At 61.9% G+C, this 18,925-nt stretch carries 16 protein-coding genes; 12 read left to right on the forward strand and 4 right to left on the reverse strand.

Annotated elements, in window-relative coordinates; genetic code table 11:
• Positions 1-222: 222 nt before the first annotated feature.
• Together AC1DHL_RS22690 and AC1DHL_RS22695 are read right to left on the reverse strand one after the other, a co-directional pair.
• Positions 223-3,348, reverse strand: coding sequence for an efflux RND transporter permease subunit (locus AC1DHL_RS22690; RefSeq protein WP_478163449.1), 3,126 nt, complete (start codon positions 3,346-3,348; stop codon positions 223-225).
• Between the two features lie 13 nt (positions 3,349-3,361).
• Positions 3,362-4,633: an efflux RND transporter periplasmic adaptor subunit gene (locus AC1DHL_RS22695; protein WP_478163450.1), complete on the reverse strand. Its 1,272-nt coding sequence runs from the start codon at positions 4,631-4,633 to the stop codon at positions 3,362-3,364.
• Positions 4,634-4,788: 155 nt separating this feature from the next.
• Here AC1DHL_RS22695 and AC1DHL_RS22700 point away from each other — a divergent pair, with 155 nt between their 5' ends.
• From AC1DHL_RS22700 to AC1DHL_RS22725, 6 genes are read left to right on the forward strand one after another with little or no spacing between them, the layout of a single operon-like run.
• Positions 4,789-5,391: a DUF6622 family protein gene (locus tag AC1DHL_RS22700; RefSeq protein ID WP_478101109.1), complete on the forward strand. Its 603-nt coding sequence runs from the start codon at positions 4,789-4,791 to the stop codon at positions 5,389-5,391.
• A 28-nt stretch (positions 5,392-5,419) separates the two neighbouring features.
• Positions 5,420-5,701: a 2TM domain-containing protein gene (locus tag AC1DHL_RS22705; RefSeq protein WP_478101107.1), complete on the forward strand. Its 282-nt coding sequence runs from the start codon at positions 5,420-5,422 to the stop codon at positions 5,699-5,701.
• Positions 5,695-6,732, forward strand: a complete 1,038-nt coding sequence (locus tag AC1DHL_RS22710) for an alpha/beta hydrolase family protein (RefSeq protein ID WP_478101105.1) — start codon at positions 5,695-5,697, stop codon at positions 6,730-6,732. Before AC1DHL_RS22705 ends, AC1DHL_RS22710 begins: the two co-directional genes overlap by 7 nt.
• Positions 6,729-7,619, forward strand: a complete 891-nt coding sequence (locus AC1DHL_RS22715; protein ID WP_478101103.1) for a sterol desaturase family protein — start codon at positions 6,729-6,731, stop codon at positions 7,617-7,619. The genes AC1DHL_RS22710 and AC1DHL_RS22715 overlap by 4 nt, the downstream gene beginning before the upstream one ends.
• The gene (locus AC1DHL_RS22720) at positions 7,616-8,665 is read left to right on the forward strand and encodes a sensor histidine kinase (RefSeq protein ID WP_478163451.1); all 1,050 of its coding nucleotides are present in this window, start codon (positions 7,616-7,618) and stop codon (positions 8,663-8,665) included. Before AC1DHL_RS22715 ends, AC1DHL_RS22720 begins: the two co-directional genes overlap by 4 nt.
• Positions 8,662-9,495 (forward strand): LytR/AlgR family response regulator transcription factor, encoded by an 834-nt coding sequence (locus tag AC1DHL_RS22725; protein ID WP_478163452.1) that lies wholly within the window; start codon positions 8,662-8,664, stop codon positions 9,493-9,495. The genes AC1DHL_RS22720 and AC1DHL_RS22725 overlap by 4 nt, the downstream gene beginning before the upstream one ends.
• Positions 9,496-9,586: 91 nt before the next feature.
• Here the strand turns inward: AC1DHL_RS22725 and AC1DHL_RS22730 are convergent, their stop codons facing one another.
• Positions 9,587-9,907 (reverse strand): hypothetical protein, encoded by a 321-nt coding sequence (locus AC1DHL_RS22730; protein ID WP_478163453.1) that lies wholly within the window; start codon positions 9,905-9,907, stop codon positions 9,587-9,589.
• A gap of 135 nt (positions 9,908-10,042) precedes the next feature.
• Here AC1DHL_RS22730 and AC1DHL_RS22735 point away from each other — a divergent pair, with 135 nt between their 5' ends.
• Genes AC1DHL_RS22735 through AC1DHL_RS22750 form a run of 4 tightly spaced genes read left to right on the forward strand, consistent with a single transcriptional unit; the run spans position 10,043 to position 14,957 of the window.
• On the forward strand, positions 10,043-11,839 hold the full coding sequence (locus AC1DHL_RS22735) for a glutamine--tRNA ligase/YqeY domain fusion protein (RefSeq protein WP_478163454.1): 1,797 nt from the start codon (positions 10,043-10,045) through the stop codon (positions 11,837-11,839).
• Positions 11,840-11,857: 18 nt separating this feature from the next.
• A complete protein-coding gene (locus AC1DHL_RS22740) occupies positions 11,858-13,123 on the forward strand; it encodes a DNA methyltransferase (RefSeq protein ID WP_478163455.1) in 1,266 nt (421 codons plus the stop codon).
• The gene (locus AC1DHL_RS22745; protein WP_478163456.1) at positions 13,120-14,250 is read left to right on the forward strand and encodes a GmrSD restriction endonuclease domain-containing protein; all 1,131 of its coding nucleotides are present in this window, start codon (positions 13,120-13,122) and stop codon (positions 14,248-14,250) included. Before AC1DHL_RS22740 ends, AC1DHL_RS22745 begins: the two co-directional genes overlap by 4 nt.
• Before the next feature lie 11 nt (positions 14,251-14,261).
• Positions 14,262-14,957: an MAE_28990/MAE_18760 family HEPN-like nuclease gene (locus tag AC1DHL_RS22750; protein ID WP_478163457.1), complete on the forward strand. Its 696-nt coding sequence runs from the start codon at positions 14,262-14,264 to the stop codon at positions 14,955-14,957.
• Here the strand turns inward: AC1DHL_RS22750 and AC1DHL_RS22755 are convergent, their stop codons facing one another.
• Positions 14,958-15,914: a M14 family metallopeptidase gene (locus tag AC1DHL_RS22755; RefSeq protein WP_478163458.1), complete on the reverse strand. Its 957-nt coding sequence runs from the start codon at positions 15,912-15,914 to the stop codon at positions 14,958-14,960. It lies immediately after the preceding gene.
• 128 nt (positions 15,915-16,042) lie between these two features.
• On the opposite strand from AC1DHL_RS22755, the gene AC1DHL_RS22760 reads away from it, so the two are divergent.
• Positions 16,043-17,692, forward strand: coding sequence for an HsdM family class I SAM-dependent methyltransferase (locus AC1DHL_RS22760; protein WP_478163459.1), 1,650 nt, complete (start codon positions 16,043-16,045; stop codon positions 17,690-17,692).
• Positions 17,689-18,867, forward strand: a complete 1,179-nt coding sequence (locus AC1DHL_RS22765; protein WP_478163460.1) for a restriction endonuclease subunit S — start codon at positions 17,689-17,691, stop codon at positions 18,865-18,867. The genes AC1DHL_RS22760 and AC1DHL_RS22765 overlap by 4 nt, the downstream gene beginning before the upstream one ends.
• Positions 18,868-18,925 lie beyond the last annotated feature (58 nt).

Below are 18,925 nucleotides of genomic sequence, written 5' to 3' on the forward strand. Positions count from 1 at the left end.
GAGCCCGGTATGCGGTGCGGGCTGTGCGACCCTTCTGCGCCGCTGAGGAGCGCAGCTTCAGGCGGATCAGGGCCGCGTGTGTTTGAGCGCAGCGAGTTTCACGCGGACCCCGCCTGAAGCGAGCACCGCAAGGAAGCCCGAAGGGCCGGCGCAGCGGGGTCGCACAGCCCGCACCGCATACCGGGCGGACCCTCCAAAGCAACGAGCAACCAGTCAAAAAACTCATGCCGCCGCCTTCTGCCCAAACCGCCGCCCCATGCGATCAAAGGCAAGATAGATCACAGGCGTAGTGAACAAGGTCAACACCTGACTCACAACCAGCCCGCCAAAAATCGCCAGACCCAGCGGCCGCCGCAACTCCGCGCCCTCCCCCCATCCGAACATCAGCGGCAATGCAGCGAACAGCGCAGCCAGTGTCGTCATCAGGATCGGCCGGAAGCGCAACAACGCCGCCTGATGGATCGCCTCCTCCGGCGACTTGCCCTGGTTCCGCTCGGCATCGATCGCGAAGTCGATCATCATGATCGCGTTCTTCTTCACGATGCCGATCAGCAGGATGATCCCGATGATTCCGATCACCCCCAGGTCGTTGCCCGTCACCATCAGCGCCAACAACGCACCCACACCCGCGGACGGCAGCGTCGACAGGATCGTCAGCGGATGGATGTAGCTCTCATACAGCACGCCCAGCACGATGTACACGCACACCACCGCGGCAAGAATGAGCCACAACTGATTCGTCAACGACTTCTCGTAAGCCCCCGCGGCGCCGAGGAAAGTCATGCTCACGCTCGCCGGAATGCCGATCTCCTTGGCCGCCGCGCGGATCGCGGCCACCGACTTGCCCAACGCCACGTTCGGCGCAGTGTCGAAACCCACCGTGGCGCCCGGATACTGCGCGACTCGCGTCACCTGCAACGGCGAGTACTGCTCGCGCACTGTCGCCAGCGACGACAGCGGTGTCGGGGTGCCCGCGCCGGTGCGCAATTGCAGATTGCCCAGAAGCTCAGGCGAGGACAACGCATCGCGCTGCGCTTCCAGAATCACGCGGTACTGATTCGTCTCCGTGAAGATCGTCGACACGATCCGCTGCCCGAAGGCGCTGTAGAGCGCATCGTCCACCGAGCTTGCCGTCACCGACAGGCGCGAAGCCGTGTTGCGGTCGATATCCACATAGGCGGCCAGACCCTGAGCGCCCGCATCGGTCGTCGGGTTGCGCACCTCCGGCACAGTGCGCAGACGCTCGACCAGCTTGCGGGCCCAGTCGTTCACCGTCGTTGTATCCACGCCTTCGAGCGACAGCCGGAACTCCGTCGGCCCCGTCTCGGCGTCGATGGTCAGGTCTTGCGTCGGTTGCAGATACAGCGTCACGCCAGCGACGTTGTCGTGGACGCGGTCTCGCAAGCGCTGCATCACCGTGCTCTGCGAATCATGGCCCTTGCGCAAGTTGACCAGCATGCTGCCGGTATTGAGCGCCGTGTTGTTGGCCGCATCCACGCCGACCACCGAACTCAGGGTCTGCACATCCGGATCCGCCAGGATCGCGTTCGCGGCTGCTTGCTGCAACTCGGCCATGCGTACATACGACACCTCCTGCGCCGCCTCGATCCGCGCCTGGAGCTGACCCGTATCCTGCGTCGGGAAGAGCCCCTTGGGAATCACGACGTAGAGCAGCACCGTCAGTGCCAGCGTCAGCCCCGCCACCAGCAGCGTCAGCGGCTGATGACGAAACACCCATTGCAGCCACAGGTCGTAGCGCGCGATCACGCGGTCGAAGAAGCGCTGCACGCTGGCGCCGAAGCGACCGCCCTCTTCCGACTCGGGCTTGAGCCAGCGCGCCGACATCATCGGCACCAGCGTCAGCGAGACCACCGCCGAAATCAGGATCGTGATCGCCAGCGTCACTGCGAACTCGCGGAACAGCCGTCCCACCACATCACCCATGAACAGCAGCGGAATCAGCACGGCAATCAGCGAGACCGTGAGCGAAATGATCGTGAAGCCGATCTGCGTTGCCCCCTTGAGCGCGGCCTGGAACGGCGGCTCGCCCTTCTCCAGGTAGCGGGCGATGTTCTCGATCATCACGATCGCGTCGTCCACCACGAAACCGGTCGCGATGGTCAGCGCCATCAGGCTCAGGTTGTTGAGGCTGTACCCCAGCAAATACATCAGCCCGAACGTGCCGATCAGGGAGATGGGCACCGCGACGCTCGCAATCACCGTCGCTCGCAGACTGTGCAGGAAGAAGAAGATCACCAGTACCACCAGCACCACCGCCAGCGCGAGTTCGAGCTGCACGTGGCTCACGGATGCGCGGATGCCGGTCGTGCGGTCGCTCAGTATCTCGACCTTGACCGAGCCCGGCAGCGAGGATTCGAGCTCGGGCAGCTGCTTCTTGATGGCGTCAACCGTGCCGATCACGTTGGCGCCGGGTTGTCGCTGCACATTCAGGATGATTGCCGGATAGAGCTTGGTCTCCGGTTCCTGCGCGCCATCCTTCGCCTTCGCATCCTGACGCACGGCCGCCCATGCGCCGAGTTGCGTGTTCTCAGCGCCGTCGACCACGCGCGCGACGTCGCTCATGCGCACGGGCGCGCCATTCTTCCACGCGATGATCAGGTTCCTGTAGTCGGCCGCCGTCGCGAGCTGGTCGTTGGCGTTGATGGTGTAGGCCCGCTTCGGGCCGTCGAAGCTGCCCTTCGCACTGTTCGAATTGGCCGCCGCGATGGCGGTACGCAGCGTATCCAGGCCGATGCCCACCGATGCCAGCGCGTCGGTATTGGCTTGGATGCGCACCGCCGGCCGCTGGCCGCCCGAGAGCGACACCAGCCCTACGCCGCTGACCTGGCTGATCTTCTGCGCGAGCCGCGTGTTCACGAGGTTCTGCACCTCGGTGAGCGGCATGGTCTCGGAGCTTACGGCCAGCGTGAGGATGGGCGCATCCGCTGGATTGACCTTGGCATAGACGGGCGGCGCGGGCAGATCCGCCGGCAACAGCGAACCGCCGGCGTTGATCGCGGCCTGCACCTGCTGCTCGGCCACGTCGAGCGTCTGGTCGAGCGCGAACTGCAGCGTGATGATCGACACGCCGGTGGCGCTGGTCGAACTCATGCGGTCGAGGCCCGCCATCTGGCCGAACTGACGCTCGAGCGGCGCCGTCACGGTCCGGCTCATGACCTCCGGGCTTCCGCCTGGATAGAGCGTCTGCACCTGGATCGTCGGGTAGTCGACCTGAGGCAACGCCGCGAGCGGCAGGAAGCGAAAACCGACCAGGCCCGCGAGGACGATCGCGACCATGAGCAGCGCGGTCGCCACCGGCCGCTCGATGAAAGCGCGCGATGGACTCATCATCTCTGTCCTCTCACTGCGGCGGCGGACGCTGGCGACGGGCTTGGCCCTGGCCTTCGCCGCGCGGACGCTGACCGGCCGGCTTCGCCACGGCGGGCTTGTCGCCCTGCAATTGCACGCGGGCACCGTCTTTCAAGCGGTCGCCGCCTTCGGTCACGACGATGTCGCCTTCCTTGACGCCATCGGCGATCGCCACGAGATCGGTCGTGGCCTCGCCGCGCTTCACCGCGCGCATGGACACCGTGCGGTCGTCGTTCACTACGTAGACGAAGTTGCCGTTGGGGCCGGTGCGCACGGCGGTCACCGGCACGACGATGGCGCTCACGGTGCGCAGCGTCATCTGAATGTTGACGAACTGATTGGGAAACAGCGGCAGGCCGGCATTGGCAAAACGTGCCTTGGCCTTGACCGTGCCGGTGCTGGTGTCGACGATGTTGTCGAGCGTGGAGAAGTAGCCCGTATCGAGCGTGGAGCTGCGCACGCGGTCCATCGCCTTGACGGACAGCTTCTCGCCCTTGGCAAGCTGCGCCTGGATGTCCGGAATGCGATCCTGCGGCACGGCGAACTGCACGTCGATCGGGTTCATCTGCGTGATCATCGCGATGCCCGTGGTCGCGTTGGCCGTGACGGTATTGCCCGGGTCGACCGTGCGCAGCCCGATGCGGCCCGCAACCGGCGCGGTGATGCGGGTGTATTCGACGTTGAGCTTGGCCGCGGCTTCGGCGGCGCGGTCGGTGATCACCGCACCTTCGAGCTGCTTGACGAGCGCGGCCTGCGTGTCGACGTCCTGACGGGCAATCGAATCCTGCGTGAGCAATGTGCGGTAGCGCGACAGCGTGACGCGCGCCGCCTCGAGTTGCGCCTCGTCGCGCACGCGCGTGCCCTGGGCCTGCGCCAGCGCCTGCTCGTAGGGACGTGGATCGATGCGCGCCAGCAGTTGGTCCTTGGCGACCATCTGGCCTTCTGTGTAGTGCACCTCGGTCAGCACGCCGCCGACCTGAGGCCGCAGCGTGATGGTCGCCAGCGGCGTCACGGTGCCCAGGGCGTCGATGAGGATCGGCAGGTCTGCACGGCGAGCCACGGCATGGCCGACGGTACTCGCGCCGCCGAAGGCACCGGGCCCGCCGGCCGGCGTGGCCGGGCGCTTGACCAAGTACACCGCACCACCGACGAGCGCCAGCACCACCAGCAGGGCCAACAGGCTGCCGAACCAGCGCCGCCGGCGAGTGGGAGGACGAATGGCGGATTCGGTGGCGGGACTGGACTCGGTGGAGGGAGACGACATCGGTGCGTTGGGCGGTTTGCAGGTTGCCCTGTAGTGGATCGTCGAATCGTAGCGCTCCGACGTTACGAACCGTAAAGGCACTGTAAAGCAGACATCCACGTCTGCATCTCGCGACAGCGCATTGCAACTGGCGCCGCCAAGGTGCGTTTCATCGCATGGGCGTGGCGGGCCGCCGGAGGTATCGGCACAGTCCGCCCATCGAAACCTACTCTTCCTTCACCCTCTTCGCACGGAGAACCCTCATGCTGACTCAGATCCTGATCCACACACCCAAGTGGGTGTTCGTCTGCTTCGCCGCCCTGCTGTGGTTCGGCGCGCGGCAAATGCTCACGAGCAGCGTGAGCCTGACGCGGGCGACGTTCATGCCCGTCGTGATGATCGGCCTTTCGCTCTTCGGGGTCGCGTCGGCCTTCGGCGATTCCCCGATGGCCCTGCCCGCCTGGGGCGCCGCGGCGCTCACGGTGCTCGCCCTCGTGCTTCAGCGACCGTTGCAGGCCACCACGCGCTACGACGCCGCCACACGACGGTTCCATGTCGCCGGCTCCGCCGTGCCGCTGACGCTCATCATGGGTATCTTCCTGACCAAATACACGGTGGGGGTGCTGCTTGCAATCCATCCCGAACTCGGGCATCAAGCCACTTTCGAGATCGGCATCAGCGCGCTCTACGGCGCCTTCACGGGGATCTTCGCCGGCCGGGGGATCCGCCTGTGGCGCCTTGCAATCCAGGGCGACCGCGCTGCTGCCGTCACCGCCTGACAACCTGATGAAGTCGGAGGAACTCGCCATGGACGCAAGCAACATCGAACAACTGGCCCGCCGGCGCGCCAAGGCCAAGATCGGCTGGTTCATTCATCTCGCCGCCTATCTGACGGTCAATTTGATGCTGGTCGTGCTCTCGCTCGCGACCGGCCATCGGTGGGCGATCTTTCCATTGCTGGGCTGGGGCGTGGGCCTGATCCTGCATGGCGCATCGGTCTGGCTCTTCGCACCGGGCAGCAACATGCTGGAGCGCATGGTCGAGCGCGAACGCGCCAGGCTCTCCGGAGCCAAGGGGGATCCATGGTGAGCGCCTCATTCGTTTGCAGACTCGCGCTGGTCACGATCTGCGCGCTGGCTTCGGCGGCGCAAGCAGCCACCGGGCTGACCGTGCTTGCGGCGCCCGCAGGTTCCGGACCGATCACGGTGTTCTATCCGACCGACGCGCCTGCCGCCACCGTGCGTCGCGGCCCGTTCACGCTGAGCGCCGCCGTCGACGCCGCGCCGGTTGGCGGCAACGGCCATCTGATCGTGATCTCTCACGGCTCCGGCGGCGCTCCGTGGCCGCACGCCGATCTGGCGATCACGCTGGTCAACGCGGGCTTCACGGTGGCCATGCCCGAACATGCTGGCGACAATTTTCATGACATGAGCGATGTGGGCCCCAGGACCTGGCGCCACCGTCCCAAGGAAGTGTCGCAAGCCATCGATGCGATGGCGGTGGATGCGCGCTTTGCGCCGCTGCTCGACTTCCGCCATGTGGGTGTCTATGGCATGTCGGCCGGCGGTCTCACCGCACTGACGCTGGCAGGTGCGCGCTGGTCGCCCGCCCTGCTGAACACGCATTGCCAGGCGCATCTGGCAGAGGACTTCCCCGCCTGCGTGGGACTGGCGACTTCGCTCACCGGCGGCATGCTCGACCCATTGCGTCTGGCCGTGTCCCGACGCGTGATCAACGCCAAGCTGGCTGGCCAGACGACGCTGGAAAGCTGGACCGAGCCGCGCATCACTGCTGCAGTGGCCGCTGTGCCCATGGCCGCGACCATCGACATGGCTTCGCTCGCGACGCCCGGCATCCCGGTAGGACTGGTCCGTGGCGGCCAGGACGCCTGGCTGGCGCCTCAATGGCACATCGATGCGGTGCGCGCCGCCTGCAAGCGCTGTGTGCTGATCGTCGACATGCCCAACGGCGGCCACGGCTCGACGCTGTCGCCGCAACCGCCCGATCTGCCGGCGCGCGCTGCCGCGCTGCTGGACGACCCGCCGGGCTTCGACCGCGCCACCCTGCCGGGCGCCTACGCCGCGATCACGCATTTCTTCGTCCAGAATCTCCAGCCATGAGCGTCCTCATCCTGATCCTCCAGACGGCGGTGGTCACCGTGCTCCTCGCCTCGCTGGCCGAAGCGCTCGTGCTCTCGTGGGTACGTGGCAAGGGGGGCTACGACTGGAAGGCCGCAGGCATCTCGCTGACGGACTTCCTGGTGCGCGAATACCCCCTGCGCTGGCTGTTGCCGCTGCTCTTCTGGGTTCATGCCATGGACTGGGTCTACGCCCACCGGCTGTGGACGCTGCCGATGCAGCACTGGTCGGGCTGGGTGGCCTGCTTCATCGGGCAGGAGTTCTGCTACTACTGGTACCACCGGGCGGCCCATCGCGTGCGCTGGTTCTGGTGCACCCACGCCGTCCACCATTCGCCGAACCAGCTCAATCTCTCGGCGGCCTATCGCTTCGGCTGGACCGGCAGGCTCACTGGCACGCTGGCCTTCTTCATGCTGGCGCCGCTGCTGGGCATGCCGCCACAGATCGTGCTCATCATGCTGTCGCTCAATCTGCTCTATCAGTTCTGGATCCATGCCACCTGGATCCCCAGGCTCGGACCGCTGGAGTGGGTTCTCAACACGCCGTCCGCCCACCGCGTCCACCACGCCTCGAACCTCGAGTATCTCGACGGCAACTACGGCGGCGTGCTTATCGTTTTCGACCGGCTGTTCGGCACCTACATCGCCGAGCGCGACGATGTCCCGATCCGCTACGGCCTGGTGACGCCGATCAGGACATACAACCTGCTGCAAATCGAGTTCGGCCAATGGCAGGCGTTATGGCGCGATCTGCGCGGCGCCCGATCGATTCGGGAAGCATGGAGCTATCTGTGGAAGCCGCCGGGATGGTCTCCCGACGGTCCGGGCGAAACCACCGAGGCGCTGCGCCGGCGCGGGGCCGCGGCATGAACATCCGCTGGAGCGATGCCGCCCGCCACTGCCTCCAGGTGGCGGCGTTCTGCTGCGCGGTCGCGGTGCTCACGACACTCATCTGGCCGCGCAAGAGCTATCTGGTACAGGTCGGCTATGCCCTGACGATCGGGCTCGTTTCCTGGAGCGTGATCGAGTTCGGCCGCTATCTGGTCGACGAGCGCCACTGCCACCGCAGCAGCAGCGGCGGACATGGCTGGCCGAAGGGCTGGCGCGGCATGGTCCTGACCGCCACCGGCATCGGCTGCGGCTTCTTCTTCGGTGACCGCATCGCCGATCTCATCTTCGGCGACGGCGTTGTCAGTTCGCCGCGCGACAACTCGATCAGCCTCGCCATCACCGTCTTCGCAGGCGCCGCGGCGAGCTTCTTCTTCCATGCGCGCGGACAGGCCGCCGCGCTGGCCGCGCAGATCAGCGCAGCGGAACGCGATGCCACCGAGGCCAAGCTGAAGCTGCTCGAAACGCAGCTCGAGCCGCACATGCTCTTCAATACGCTGGCCAATCTGCGCGCGCTCATCACGGCCGACCCGCCGCGCGCAGTGGCGATGCTCGACCACCTCAACAGCTACCTGCGCGTCACGCTGACAGGGTCTCGGGCGCTTGCGCATCCGCTGTCGGCTGAATTCGACCGGCTCGGCGACTACCTCGAACTGATGTCGGTGCGCATGGGCGAGCGCTTGCGCTACACACTCGACCTGCCCGACGAACTCCGCGACGTGCCCGTGCCGCCGCTGATGCTGCAGCCGCTCGTCGAAAACAGTATCCGACACGGCCTGGAGCCCCAGGTGGAAGGCGGCGAAATCACCGTGCACGCGAAGCGCGAAGGCGCGCGACTCGTCATCGAAGTGAGCGACACGGGCGTGGGCATCGACGGCGATGTCACATGCTCCGAGACAGGCGGCTTCGGCCTCGCCCAGGTGCGCGAGCGACTCAACACGGTGTACGGCTCTCAGAGCGCCATGACCCTGACTCCGCTTTCCACCGGCGGCACCCGCGCCGCCATCAGCTTTCCCTCGCCCGCATGAAGACGACAGCCCTCATTGCCGAAGACGAACCCTTGCTGGCTCAAGCCCTGCATGCCGAACTGGCCGCCGCGTGGCCTGAACTGGACATCGTCGCCATGGTGGGCGACGGCCGCAGCGCCGTGCGCGAGGCATTGGCCAAACTGCCGCAGGTGCTCTTCCTCGACATCCGCATGCCGGGCCTGGACGGCCTGGGCGTCGCGGCCGAACTCGCCGATACCTGGCCAACCGACGAGGCGCCGATGCCGCAGTTGGTCTTCGTGACTGCCTACGACGAATATGCCGCACGCGCTTTCGACGCCCAGGCCATCGACTACGTGCTCAAGCCCGTGCAGCCCGATCGCCTGCGTCGCACCGTGGACCGGTTGCAGAAGCTGACGGAATCGGCCGCATCGCCCGCGTTGCCGGCCGCCGATGCGATCGCCAGCACGCTGGCCCAATGGCGCAAGGTCCTGGCCGCCGCCGGCGAAGGCGCGCCGTCCCCTGGCGCCGGCGCCCCGCTCAAGCTGATCGCGGCCAGCGAGGCCGGCTCGTCGGGCAACAGCGTGCGCATGGTGCCCATCGACGAAGTGCAATATTTCGAGGCAGCCGACAAATACGTGCGCGTGCTGACTGCGAAACACGAATACCTGATCCGCACGCCCCTCAAGCAGTTGCTGCCCCAACTCGACGCCAACATCTTCTGGCAGGTGCACCGCGCCGTGGTCGTGCGCAGCGACGCCGTCGAATCGGTCCACCGTGACGACACCGGCCGGCAGCACCTGACGTTGCGCGGCCGCTCGGAAAAAATCCCCGTCAGCCGCCTCTACGCTCACCTTTTCCGGGCGATGTAATCAGAAAGTAGGCGCCCATGAAAAAACCGGCCCCTTTTGACAGGGGCCGGCTTTTCATGTGACAGCAGGCAAATGACTGATGGCCTGCCGCTCAATAGCGGTAATAAGGCCCGTGGTGGTAACGGTGGTAGTACCCGGGTGCCGGACGGTAATAGACGGGTGGTGGCGCAACGTACACCGGAGCGGGCCGGTAATACACCGGAGCAGGCGCGACATACGCCGGGGCCGGTGCGTAGTAGACCGGCGGCGGGGCGTAATACGGTTGCGGCGACGCAACACCGACCGCGACTCCTGGGACGCTGACCCCGACCGACCATGCAGCTGCGTTGGCCGAAGCCGCGCCCAAAAGTGCGCCCGCAGCCACCGCGCCGGCGGCAGCCCATTGATAGAGAGTGGATCGGGTCATATTCATGTCTGGATCTCCTGTTGAAGGGGCGTTGACCGCCCATGTCTGTATTGAACGCGGCAAGTGTCAATCTGGTGTACGCCGCTCTGTGAAGAAGGTTGCCAAAAGTAACGCCTGCAGAGCGCCACCTAGAATGAGCGGATGACTTCCCCTGCAGCCGACAACGACGCCGCCAAGCCTAGCAATTTCCTGCGCCACGTGATCGAAAACGACCTCGAACAGGGCAATTATTCCAGCCGCCAGTGGGGCGGCACCCCTGGCGATGCCGCACATCATGCCCAAGGCATGCAGGACCCGGCCAAGGTCCGCATGCGTTTTCCTCCAGAACCCAACGGCTACCTGCACATCGGCCACGCCAAGAGCATCTGGCTCAACTTCGAACTCGCGAAGGAATACGGCGGCGTGTGCCACCTGCGCTTCGACGACACGAATCCCGAGAAGGAAGAACAGGAATACGTCGACGCCATCCGTGACGCCGTGAGGTGGATGGGCTACAGCACGACGCTCACCGACGATCCGGCCCATCCCGGGGCGACCAACGATCACGTGTATTTCGCGAGCAACTACTTCGACTTCATGTACCGCGCGGCCGAATACCTCGTCGGCGCCGGCCTCGCCTACGTCGACGAACAGAGCGCCGAAGAAATCCGCGCCACCCGCGGCGACTTCAACACCCCCGGCACCGACAGCCCCTTCCGCGCCCGCACCCCCGAGCAGAACCTTCTGCGCTTCCGCGCCATGCGCGACGGCCGACTGGAAGACGGCGCCGCGGTGCTGCGCGCCAAGATCGACATGGCGAGCCCCAACATCAACATGCGCGACCCGGCGCTCTACCGCATTCGCCGCGCGACGCACCACAACACGGGCGACAAGTGGTGCATCTATCCGATGTACACCTTCGCGCACCCGATCGAGGACGCGCTGGAGCAGATCACCCACAGCATCTGCACGCTGGAATTCGAAGACCAGCGGCCCTTCTATGACTGGCTGCTCGACCGCCTCGCCGAAGGCGGGCTGATCGCCACGCCGCATCCGCGGCAGTATGAATTCGCGCGACTCAACGTCACCCATGTCATCACCAGCAAGCGCAAGCTGCGCCAGTTGGTCGAGGAAGGCCACGTCGACGGCTGGGACGACCCCCGCATGCCCACCCTCGCCGGCCTGCGCCGCCGCGGCTACACGCCGGAGGCGCTCAAGCTGTTCTGCGAACGTTCGGGCGTGACCAAGTCGGGCGGATGGATCGACTACGCCAGCCTCGAAGCCGCGCTGCGCGACACGCTGGACCCGATCGCGCCGCGCGCCATGGTGGTGCTCGATCCGGTCAAGCTGGTCATCAGCAACTGGGGCGAACTGATGGGCGGCGACGACGTCCTCGACGACTGCTCGGCGCCCGTGCATCCGCATCACCCCGAGATGGGTCGTCGTGACTTCAAGCTGGGTCGCGAAGTTTGGATCGAGCGCACGGACTATGAAGACGTACAGCCCAAGGGCTTCTTCCGGCTGTTCCCCGGCAACAAGGTGCGGCTCAAGTACGGGCACGTGATCGAATGCACCGGCGGCACGCGCGATGCGGAAGGCATTCTGGTCGAAGTGCAGGCCAAGCTGGTGCCTGACACCAAGAGCGGCACACCGGGCGCCGATGCGATCAAGGTCAAGGGCAACATCACCTGGGTCGCCGCGGCCGATGCCGTGCGGGCGGAAGTTCGTCTCTACGAACAACTTTTCTCCGTTGTACAACCGGGCGAGGGAGAACTATCCAACGAGCTCAATAAGAGGAGCTTGACCACATGCAAGGCATACGCCGAGCCGACCGTATCTCAAACTTCTGCTCCAACGCACTACCAATTTGAGCGCCACGGATACTTCTTCGTAGAAAGTAGCCAATATTCATTAATCTTCAATAGAGTTACAGAACTGAAAGACTCCAGAAGGAAATGACCCCGACGATCAAAAGAAATGCAGCAAAATCTCTTCGAAGATATTGAATTCTCCAATCCCAAAAGAGGGAGCAATGCAGTATCTTCCGCGTACGACTACTATGCCGGATATTCCGAGCAGTTTGTCGAGAAAATACTGCAGAACAATAAAGAAGACGGCCCTACTGTTCTTGATCCTTGGAATGGCGCCGGAACAACGACAACAAGTGCCGGCCGTCTTTCAATAAAATCGATCGGCCTTGATCTAAATCCGGTAATGACAACAATTGCGAAGGCCTCTTTCGCCGGGAGATCAAGCAATGCAATCTTGCAAGCGCAATCTTGCATCGCAAGCCACCCCGTCAAGTACATCACCGCATCGAAAAGTGACCCGCTTCGATCTTGGTTTGATCAAAAATCTGTTGCAAATATTCGAGGCTTTTTGGCGACCATATTTGGTACAAATGATGGAATAATTGCCCCCAATAACGCGCAAGACCTAGATAGCCCCTTAGCGTTGATCTTATATTGCACCTTTTCCCATCTTAAGTACAAATATAAGGCATCAAGCCACCGCACCTCGAATCCGACTTGGATTAAAAAAAACAAAGATGGCAAAAATCTCATCGAAATTTCCAAGGATGAACTACAGGATTCCGTGCTGCACCAACTCGCGATGTTGAGCTCAACAGACTTAGGAAAACACTCAAAATCGAAGACCCCAAAGATCCTGACAGCAGACTCTCGTTCAATTCCTTTAAAGGACAACAGTATTGATTTGGTCATCAGCTCGCCTCCCTATTGCACACGAATCGACTACGCTGTCAAAACATCTATCGAATACGCCACAGCATTTGGAGATCAAGGCTTCGAACAATTAAGACGCACACTGCTGGGAACAACAACCGTCGAAAAGTCAAGCTCAATCGAACTATCCGAAAGCTCGTACTGCAAAGATCTTTTGGAGAAAATAAGATGCCACAACTCCAAAGCATCTCACTCCTACTATTACAAAAATATTCTTCAATATTTTCAGGGATTAGATAAATCCATCAAAGAGATTGCACGCGTGCTTCGCCCCGGTGGAAATTGCTATTTAGTGATTCAGGACTCATTTTACAAAGATATCTTAATTTCCCTTCATCAAGCCACCAGAGAACTTTGTGAACTTGCGGGACTTTTTGAGCAGCAATCTCTTGCATTTCCCGTCTCTCTGAACATCGGAAACATCAACACCTCTTCACGAAAATATCGAAAAGAAAATTCGATCAACGAGCATGTTTTGCATGTAAGGAAAAGAAATTGAGCACCGACAAAATAATCTCTTCGCTCGAACTTAATAGTCAAAAACTCACAACCACGAGTCTTGATCTCTCATTCAATGAGATTGCAAGCATGTATTCTGAGAATGAGCTAAACATCAATCCAGAGTTTCAGCGTGTATTCCGTTGGAGTGAGGGGGCTCGATCCCGATTCATCGAGACGCTTCTCCTCGAGCTACCGGTTCCTCCTATTTATGTTGTGGAGGACGAGGATGGTCGATATCAGCTTATCGATGGGCTCCAGAGAATTTCGTCCTACCTTCACTTCCGCGGGCTTTTGTCAGCTCCTCATTTTGATCCTCCAATCAAGCCTGGCGATAAACTGGAGTTGAGCGATTGCGATATTGTCAAAGAGCTAAACGGAATCACATACGATTCCCTAGGCACTACACTTCAATTGAGAATTAAACGCGCCTTTGTAAGAGTTGAAGTAATAAGGAAGAGCAGTGATCCTCGATTCAAATATCACTTGTTCAAGCGATTGAACACTGGAGGCATCCCTCTTACAAATCAGCAATTGAGAAATTGCACAGCGCGAATGCTCGATGAGACTTTCCTGGACTTCATACACGAGCTAAGCGAAAATTCAGATTTCAAGGCCTGCATTGACAACCTAACCGAAGAGCAAGTACTTGGATCCTTTGACGAAGAACTTGTACTGAGATTTTTTGCGTTGAAAAATAATATTAACCGTTTCAAACATGATGTCGCCGACTTCTTGACCGAATATCTAGAGGAAGTATCCGACCCTATTGCGCCGGCGAACTTCGACTATGATACGGAACGAGAAATCTTTAACAAAACGTTCGAAGTTTTCAACAAATCCTGGGGCAACGGGATATTCTCACGGACAAAACAAAAAGACACGAATACCCTGAGCAGATCGTTCATGATTTATCATTTCGAGTCAATTTCAATAGGCGCTCAAAAATGCATATCCAAAATTGATCCCAGCGATTCCACTCAAATCGGGATTTTTAAAGAGAAAATTCTCGAAATCAAGAAAGATTCAGAATTTATCGGACTAACAACAGGCGGCGGCAAGAATTCACCGGGACCTTTGCTAGGGCGCATCGGATTTGTTGCTCAGCGTTTGGACAATCTGTTTTAGCCGGCACAGCGATGACACTCGACGAATTTGCATTCGAGATTGAGCAGGATTTAGAATGGAGAGAAGAGGAAATTGGAGTACTTCTCAAATCTCTGGTTAAGAGTGACCCGGCGCTGCAGGCGATTCTCAGAAAGCCAGCCGTAGTTATGCTTTATTCGCATCTTGAGGGTTTCGGTCGCTTCTGTCTATTGCATTACATTTCTGCAGTCAACAAGAAAGAGATCAAGATTGGCGAAGCTAGCCATAGCATAGTTGCCGCGTCCTGCTCAAAGCTCTTCAAGGAATTGAGAAATCCGGAAAAAAAGCAAGAGTACTTCAGATCAATACTGCCGGACGATACCAACTTACATCGACTTGCCCGCGATCGACAGTTCGTCGAAGAATACGAAAAAAGCATTGCCAAATTGACCATTCAAATAATCGACTCAGTCGTGGACTTGGAATCAAATCTTAAACCAGAAGTACTATCAAAAAATCTATATCTTCTAGGGCTCCGCTACCAAATCCCAAAAGAATTCTCTGGAAATTTGACGACTTTACTCAATTTCAGGAACAAGATTGCGCACGGAGATTTTAGAAATGGAATTGATCAATCAAGGTATGATATTTGTTTTCTGGCTTACAAAGGGGTAGCCAAATTCATCAAATCAACCCTCATTGAGGCATTTCAAAAACAGGCATATTTCAAGTCCAAGAGCCTTTATTAATTATTCGTTCTCCTTATTCATCACCACCAGCGGTTTCGTCAGGTAGACCGCCTCTCGCCCCACGATCGCGCGCTGCGCCGGCATGAACACCGTGCATTCATCGCACGGCGCGCGAATCTCGTCCGGACCGTTCGCGGCGATCAGTTCGCCCTTCGCGAAAGTCTCGAAGCCGATCAGTGGCCGCACGAAGCGGAAGTCTTCCGATTGGATGACGTGCGTCTGCAGCAGCTCGAAGCGCCGCTGCGGCTCGGGTGCGTGGATCGGGCCTCTCTCGATCAGGCCGAAATTCGCCAGGAAGCGCAGGGCCACCTCGGTCGCGAGATCGGCCGCCGCCTGCTTGAAGTGCTGGCCGCACTCGACCACCATCGCAGCGCCCGGCGCGTTCTCCCCCGCATGTTGGCCGTGCTGGATCAGCGGCGTGCCCGAACCCAGCCCGCTCGGCATCACCAGGTGCACAGGCGGCAGCCCGATGGCCATCGCCACCCTGGCATTGCGCTCGAAAGCCGGGTAGACCCAGAAAGGCACCACGTCCTGGCTGGTCGAGTGGATGTCCAGGATGTGATCCGCCGCCGCGACGACAGGACGCAGTTCGCGGGCACGGCGCAATTCGGGGCTGTCCTCCGGCCCGTCGAGCCATTCGTCGGACCACACCCGGTTCAGGTTGTGCACGATCTGGCGGTTGTCGTAGGGCCGTTCCGGCGCGAAGGCGTTGTAGGCCTCCACGTGCGCGAAGCTCACCGTCAGCGTGCCGATCTTCGGCCTGACGCCCGTGTCGAGCAGATGGGTCGCAGCGACCATGCCGCAGATCTCGTTGCCGTGGGTCAAGGCGTTGATCAGTACGTGCGGGCCGGGCTTGCCGGACTCGAAGCGGTGGACGTAGTCGATGCCGGTGTTGCCTTGGCGGTAGGCGGAAATGTCGCGGGGGAGCACTTCGAACTCGGGGAGATCCTGGGTCATGAGGCTGGGTTTCTCGGAACATGTCGGCATCCGCCGGGTCCCCGGAGTTTCCTCCAATTTGCCTCTTAGACTCGTGGGCTCACCATGCGCATCGCCCAAGCCCTGTCCCCATGCCCTTGACCGCTGAAATGCGACGGTCGATCGACCAGATTCGCGACTACCTCTTTGGCGGCGGTTACCCCGATCCTGTCAGCAACGCGGAACAGCTGTCGTTCCTGTTTTTCTTCTATCTCCTGGAGACCATCGACGACGAAAACGCCATGCGCGCGAAGACGCTGAACGAGCCCTACACGAGCATGTTCAGCGGCGACTGGATCCTGAGGAACCCCTCGAACGCCTCCCTGCCCTCGGCCCACGAGGGCGTCCTGACGGCCACCGTGCTGCAGACCGGCACGCCCGCCATCCCGCGCGCACGGTTTCGCTGGTCGGCCTGGGCGAACGAGCTGACGGGCGATGCGCTCGTGCACTTCGTGCGCGACGAGGTGTTCCCCTTCTTCTCCGAAATCGGTGCCGCCGGCGCGCACGACTTCATGCGCGGGGCGCGCCTCGGCATCAGCGAGCCGACGGTGCTGTCGCAGGTCGTCCACCTGGTGGATGGCCTCGGGCTCGCCGATGCGGACTCCGACACCAAGGGAGACCTCTTCGAGCACGTGCTGCGCCAGATCAGGCAGGCCGGCGAACTGGGGCAGTTCCGCACGCCGCGCCACATCATCCGCGGCATCGTCGAGATGGTGGACCCGACCATCGGCGAGACCATCTACGACCCGGCAGCGGGCACGGCGGGCTTCCTGGTGGCGGCCTACAACCACATCCGTCTCGCCCATTCGTCGCCCGATGCCGTCGTGGAGGCCGAAGCCGAGGGCAAGACCCTGCGGCGCGGTCTCGGTGACAGGCTCACGCCCGAAGACCTCGCGACGCTTCAGAACAAGACCTTCTTCGGCAACGACGTCGATCCGAAGATGGTCCGCCTGGCGACGATGAACCTCACGTTGCGCGGCCTGGCCAACGTTCGCATCCTTCAGCGCAATGTGCTGACCTCGGTGCTCGACGACGCGAAGAAGACCGAGCTCGACCTGCCACCCGAAGGCTTTCACGTGGTGCTGGCGAATCCGCCTTTCTCGGGCCGGGTCGACAAGGACCGCATCGTCGACGACGTGCGAGTCGGCACCACCAGCAGCACCGAACTGCTCTTCCTCAAGTACATGATGGACAGCCTGCGCGCCGAGGGCCGCGCCGCTGTCGTGGTGCCGGAAGGCGTGCTGTTCGGCTCCACGGCGGCACACAAGGAATTGCGCCGGCAGCTCGTCGAGAACAACCAGGTCGATGCGGTGCTGAGTCTTCCAGGCGGCGTGTTCCAGCCCTATTCGGGCGTGAAGACATCGGTGCTCTTCTTCCGCAAGTGCGGCAACACCGAGCACGTGCTGTTCCTGCATGTCGAGGACGACGGCTACGCGCTCGACGCCAACCACGACAGGCCCGTCGAGGCCGACGACTTGCCGCGCCTGGCCCAGGCCTACGCGCAGCGCGACGCCTCGCTGGCGCGTTGGGAGGCGCGCGAGCCCGATGCCGAATGGGACGAGAAATGGTGGTTTGCCAACGCCGCCGCGCTGCGCGCGAACGACTTCAATCTCTCGGCGGCACGCTATCGTCCGTTGACCGAAGCGCAAGCCGAGCATCGCAACCCGCGCGAACTGGTCGACGAGATCATCGCGCTCGAACTGGAGTTCGCCAAGGAAATGGAAACGCTGCGAATCCTGCTCACGGAGTGGGAAAAATGAAGGCGCCACGGGTCGCGCTGCGGGAGGTGGTCGAGGCGAAAACGGGCACGATGAACCCGTCCGCCTGGCCCGACGATCCGTTCACCTATGTCGATGTCGCCGCCGTCGACAACAAGAAGAAGACCATCACCGGTGCGCGCACCTTGAAGGGCGCCGAGGCGCCGAGCCGTGCGCGCAAGCTGATGCGCACCGGCGACGTGCTGGTGTCGACCGTCCGCCCGAATCTCAATGCCGTGGCGCTGGTGCCGCCGGAACTCGACGGCGAGGTCGCGAGCACCGCCTTTTGCGTGCTGCGCGCGACACCGCGCGTGCTGCCCGAGTACATCTATTTCTTCGTGCGCTCCAGGAAGTTCATCCAGGGCGTGTGCAAGCTGGCCACGGGCGCGCTGTATCCGGCGGTGTCGGATGCACGCATCCTCGACCAGCAGCTGCCCTTGCCCGATCTGAATGAACAGCGTCGCATCGTCGACCTGCTGTTGTGCGCGCAGAGCGCGATTCGCCTGCGGCGCGAGATCCGCGAGCGAACCGTTCAAATGGTGCCGGCGCTCTACGCCGATGTGTTCGGCGACGCGATGCGTAACCCCAAGCAGTGGCCTGTGGTGCCGCTCGGAAGCCTGCTGAAAATCAGTCCGCAGAACGGCCTGTACAAGCACAAGTCGGCCTACGGCACCGGCACGCCGATCGTGCGCATCGACAGCTTTCGCGACGGCGAACTGCGCGAGCCCGCATTGCTCAAGCGCCTTCATGTCGAGGAAGACGAAGCCGGGCGCTACGGGCTGGCGGAGGGAGATATCCTGGTGAACCGCGTCAACAGCCCCGAGCATCTCGGCAAGAGCGTGCTGATCCGCACGCTGGCCGAGCCGACAGTGTTCGAATCGAACATGATGCGGTTGGTGCCCGACGCCGAGCGCGCGCTGCCGCAATACATCTTCGCTGCGCTGCAGACGCGGCGGACCTGGCGGCACTTCCAGATCAACGCCAAGCGCGCGATCAACCAGGCCAGCCTGAACCAGCAGGACCTGAAGTCGCTGCCATTGATGCTGCCGCCGATGGCGAAGCAGATCCCCTTCGCACGCTATGCGGATGCCACCGCGGCGGCCCAGGCCATCGAGGCGTTGATGCTGAAGCGCGCCGAGGAAACCCTGGATTCGCTGCTGGCGCGCACGCTCGGCTGAGCCGCAAATCGTCATTTACGGCTCATGACCGACTGCCCCTGCCGAGATAGAGAAGCTC

Source organism: Variovorax sp. 10L426 (genome assembly GCF_056395305.1).

Excerpts from the sequence above, each read along its gene's own strand:
- AC1DHL_RS22760 (WP_478163459.1), top strand. The coding sequence starts at position 16,043 with ATGCGACGGTCGATCGACCAGATTCGCGACTACCTCTTTGGCGGCGGT.
- AC1DHL_RS22710 (WP_478101105.1), top strand. The coding sequence starts at position 5,695 with ATGGTGAGCGCCTCATTCGTTTGCAGACTCGCGCTGGTCACGATCTGC.
- AC1DHL_RS22690 (WP_478163449.1), bottom strand. The coding sequence starts at position 3,348 with ATGAGTCCATCGCGCGCTTTCATCGAGCGGCCGGTGGCGACCGCGCTG.
- AC1DHL_RS22720 (WP_478163451.1), top strand. The coding sequence starts at position 7,616 with ATGAACATCCGCTGGAGCGATGCCGCCCGCCACTGCCTCCAGGTGGCG.
- AC1DHL_RS22705 (WP_478101107.1), top strand. The coding sequence starts at position 5,420 with ATGGACGCAAGCAACATCGAACAACTGGCCCGCCGGCGCGCCAAGGCC.
- AC1DHL_RS22765 (WP_478163460.1), top strand. The coding sequence starts at position 17,689 with ATGAAGGCGCCACGGGTCGCGCTGCGGGAGGTGGTCGAGGCGAAAACG.
- AC1DHL_RS22730 (WP_478163453.1), bottom strand. The coding sequence starts at position 9,907 with ATGAATATGACCCGATCCACTCTCTATCAATGGGCTGCCGCCGGCGCG.
- AC1DHL_RS22735 (WP_478163454.1), top strand. The coding sequence starts at position 10,043 with ATGACTTCCCCTGCAGCCGACAACGACGCCGCCAAGCCTAGCAATTTC.
- AC1DHL_RS22715 (WP_478101103.1), top strand. The coding sequence starts at position 6,729 with ATGAGCGTCCTCATCCTGATCCTCCAGACGGCGGTGGTCACCGTGCTC.
- AC1DHL_RS22740 (WP_478163455.1), top strand. The coding sequence starts at position 11,858 with ATGCAGCAAAATCTCTTCGAAGATATTGAATTCTCCAATCCCAAAAGA.
- AC1DHL_RS22755 (WP_478163458.1), bottom strand. The coding sequence starts at position 15,914 with ATGACCCAGGATCTCCCCGAGTTCGAAGTGCTCCCCCGCGACATTTCC.
- AC1DHL_RS22750 (WP_478163457.1), top strand. The coding sequence starts at position 14,262 with ATGACACTCGACGAATTTGCATTCGAGATTGAGCAGGATTTAGAATGG.
- AC1DHL_RS22695 (WP_478163450.1), bottom strand. The coding sequence starts at position 4,633 with ATGTCGTCTCCCTCCACCGAGTCCAGTCCCGCCACCGAATCCGCCATT.
- AC1DHL_RS22725 (WP_478163452.1), top strand. The coding sequence starts at position 8,662 with ATGAAGACGACAGCCCTCATTGCCGAAGACGAACCCTTGCTGGCTCAA.
- AC1DHL_RS22700 (WP_478101109.1), top strand. The coding sequence starts at position 4,789 with ATGGGCGTGGCGGGCCGCCGGAGGTATCGGCACAGTCCGCCCATCGAA.